General features: G+C 60.4%; 2 protein-coding genes and 1 pseudogene. All 3 read right to left on the minus strand.

Features of this window, described 5'->3' with window-relative positions; all coding sequences use genetic code 11:
• A pseudogene (locus tag KBA32_RS03780) lies at positions 1–473 on the minus strand (hypothetical protein); the annotation flags it as partial.
• Positions 470–1,624 carry a restriction endonuclease subunit S gene (locus KBA32_RS03785; RefSeq protein ID WP_294355521.1) on the minus strand — a complete coding sequence of 385 codons (1,155 nt, stop codon included), beginning with the start codon at positions 1,622–1,624 and terminating at the stop codon, positions 470–472. The pseudogene KBA32_RS03780 and the gene KBA32_RS03785, both read right to left, overlap by 4 nt.
• The coding region (locus KBA32_RS03790) for a DEAD/DEAH box helicase family protein (RefSeq protein ID WP_294355523.1) at positions 1,621–3,277 on the minus strand (1,657 nt) is incomplete at its 5' end. The genes KBA32_RS03785 and KBA32_RS03790, both read right to left, overlap by 4 nt.

Raw genomic sequence — 3,277 nt, forward strand, 5'->3', positions numbered from 1 at the left:
CGTTCGTGGTGAGCCTGTCGAACCACACCCCTCCGTTCGTGGTGAGCCTGTCGAACCACACCCCTCCGTTCGTGGTGAGCCTGTCGAACCACACCCCTCCGTTCGTGGTGAGCCTGTCGAACCACACCCCTCCGTTCGTGGTGAGCCTGTCGAACCACACACGGCCCTTCGACAAGCTCAGGGCGAACGGGGCTAGCGTGGCAGGATAGCCCCGCCTCATCGACCGAACGCCTTGCACCCGAACCGATCCCGACCATTTTGCTGATATCAGCAAAATGGTCGGCCACGGGGTTTCCGGCCTGTTGGCAGGCCATCCTGGCCTTATCCACCACGAGCATGAAGTTGCGCCACTGCACGTATTCCAGCAGCGGTGCCAGTTCGCGAGCCAACCAGTATTCGTTGCCCTCTTCGTCCGTGTGGCGAATGCCATCGACGGTCGCCTGATGCTGTTGGCTGATTTTCTTCCCGGTCATTCTGTTTCTCCTCGATGGGTGAAGGCTTGCGCCAGCAGCTTCTGCGGCAGGCGTTCGATCTCGGCGAGTTGCGCGGCGACGATCCGCTTCAGCGGCACAAGTTCTTGCAGCGCCGTTGACGCTCTCTGCTGAACTGAGTAGGCAGGCAATTCAATTTCACCCTCGGCCAAACGGTTAAACAACATGCGTTCGCGCACTGCGCCGCGCGCCAACGAGTTGATGCAGGCAACACCAAGCGGTGAGCGCAGCCAATAGTAGAACCAGCGCGAATCTACCAAGTCGGGCTTGCCTTGCAGCACCACATAGTCGGGACTGGTAATGCCGGGTGTATCGCCATCATCCACGAAGGCAATGGAACCGATGAGAATACGCATCGGGTTGTAGAACACCGTGCCGGGCAATACGGGCTTGTATTTGATCGCATGCTTACCGGGAGCTTCCTTCGCCGGGGCCAAACCGTCACGCGTTGCGCCTAGTACCGGGTAATCGCTCCAGCGTGCGCCGATGCCTCGTTTTACTTCGGCCAAAACATCGCCGAGTGAGTGTTCAGTAACAGAGTGATTGCGCACGCTATCCAGAACGATGGCGTCAGCAAGGCTGGAGACTTCCCGCAACTGCGCCTGCGCCGCCTGCCGCGCGGTTTCCACTTCGGCAAGTTTGGCTTTCAGGCGGGCGGCGATTTGACGTTGTTCTTCAATCGGCCTCCACGGAATCTGGAAGCTCTCAACCATGTCCTTGGTTAACGCTTGTCGCGTTGCGCCGGCTTGGTCTTGCCAGATCAGCGATTGGAATTCCGGGCTGGCAAGCACTAAAGCAAGATATGCCGGAAGCAAAACGTCGCTGCAACGAATGATACAAACGTGTTGATTAACATTGGCCGGACAGATTTCATCGGGCACTACGCAAACGCGCCCAATGGACGCACCCGTGATATTCAGCAGCACGTCATTTCTCACAACTCTTGTGCCGCGCATTTGTTCGTCGATCTGTGCGGAAATGAAAGCCAGTCCGTCTGTAGTGAAGCAACCCATCAAGACGTTCTGGCTTCGGATCAATGGAATACCGCTTGTCGAATACGCTCTATGGCCACCCGAAGGCGTCTGCCCACTGCCGATTTTGGTTGTGCAATCTCCAAGACGAACGAACCTCATATCCCAAACAACCTCATCTTTGCGTCCTGCATCACCTGCGCCGGTTTGCCGAGCACCCGCAGCGCGTCCAGCCCGCCGGCCTGTGCGATTTCCGGGACGGCCCACAGCGCGGACGTTTCCAAGGCCTCGGTGCCGCCCTGCGCGAACTGCGTACCGAAACCCTTGAGGACGATGGCCGATTTGGCGTCCATGCCGGCGAACCACGCGGCGTTGGTGTTCACATATTCCGCTCCTCGCTGCGGCCGTTTCAGCGCGCGGGCGTGGTAGCCATATTTGCCGAACACGTCGAACAGGTCGAAGTCGTCCATCTGCTCGGCATTGCGCACCAGGTCTGGGACGTAATGGTCGCCGAGCAGGTGGTCGATCAGCTGGCGGCGCTTTTTGGCCTCGATCCATAAGGCGCGGAAGTCGTCGAGGTTGTGCGCTTCACTCAGCACGCGGGTCATGACTTCGCGCCGGTATTCGTCCACCGGGATCGGCGTGGCGACGCCGTTGCGGCTGGCGAGGATGAAGCGGCCTTGCGCGTTGATGATGACGCCGTACGGGGCGCGGATTTCGGCGACATACGGCCCGTCACCCTCGCCCTCATCATCACCGCCGCTGCCGCCCCCCTTTCCGCCACCACCGCCCGAGCGCGATGGGTCGGTAATGAACTCGGTGCCGAACAGGTCGGTGACGCCGGTGTAGTCGTAGAGCCAGAACTTGTATTTCTGCGTTTCTTCGTGGATGCGCGTGCCGCGCCCGACCATCTGGTAGAACTTGATCGCTGATTGCAGGTAGCGGAAGAAGACGACGGCGTTGAGGCGCTCGATGTCGACGCCGGCTTCGAGCAAGTCTACGGTGCAGGCGATGAAGGCGCGCTCGCCGGAGCCGCGCATGATCTCGATCTTGTCCGCGCCGCCGGTGGCGGTGCATTTGAAGGCGTAGTCGTCCTTGCGCTGTTTGCCGTTTTTCTTGCACCACCCGGCGTAGAGGTTGTTCATCTGCATGGCGACGCGGTCGGCGTGCAGGTCGCGGGTGCAAAAGATGATGACCTTCTGTTCCGGCCCGCCGTTTTCGCACAGGAGTTGGAACAGGTCTTCGCACATCGCGGGCGTGCGCAGGTCGATGAACAGTTCGTCGTCGAAGTCCTTGCCGGTGTATTCGGCCTTGGTCAGGTCCGCTTCGGTGAGCGGCTTGCCGGTCTTGATGTCCTTGACGCCGGCCTTGAGGATTTCGTCGCGGGTGAACACGCGTGCGTCGATGTCGGCCTTGCGCTTGAGGATTTCGCAGGCGGCGAGGTAGCCGTCTTCCTGCGCCTGCGCCAGCGTGTATTCGTACACGGGTTCGCCGAAATACTCGACGTTGTGCGCGGTGATGGCGTCGTCGGCGGCGATGGCGGCCGCAACAGCCTTCGCTTTCTTCTCGCTTTTCGGCGGCTTGAGCTTGCGCGGCGTGGCGGTCAGGCCGATGTGGATGGCGTTGGGGTTGCGCGTGAGCACCTGCGACCACTTGCCCCAGGCGGAGCGATGGCATTCGTCGATGATGATGACCGAAAAGGTGTCTTCGCCGTAGTGGTCGGTGAGGAAGCTGGTGTTCTCCGTTCGGGTTGAGCTGTGAACTTGGCGAACAGCCGAAGCCTGTTCGTGGTGTTGCTCTCGAACAGCCGAAGCC

The organism is Propionivibrio sp., from assembly GCF_017995515.1.
Classification (GTDB): domain Bacteria; phylum Pseudomonadota; class Gammaproteobacteria; order Burkholderiales; family Rhodocyclaceae; genus Propionivibrio.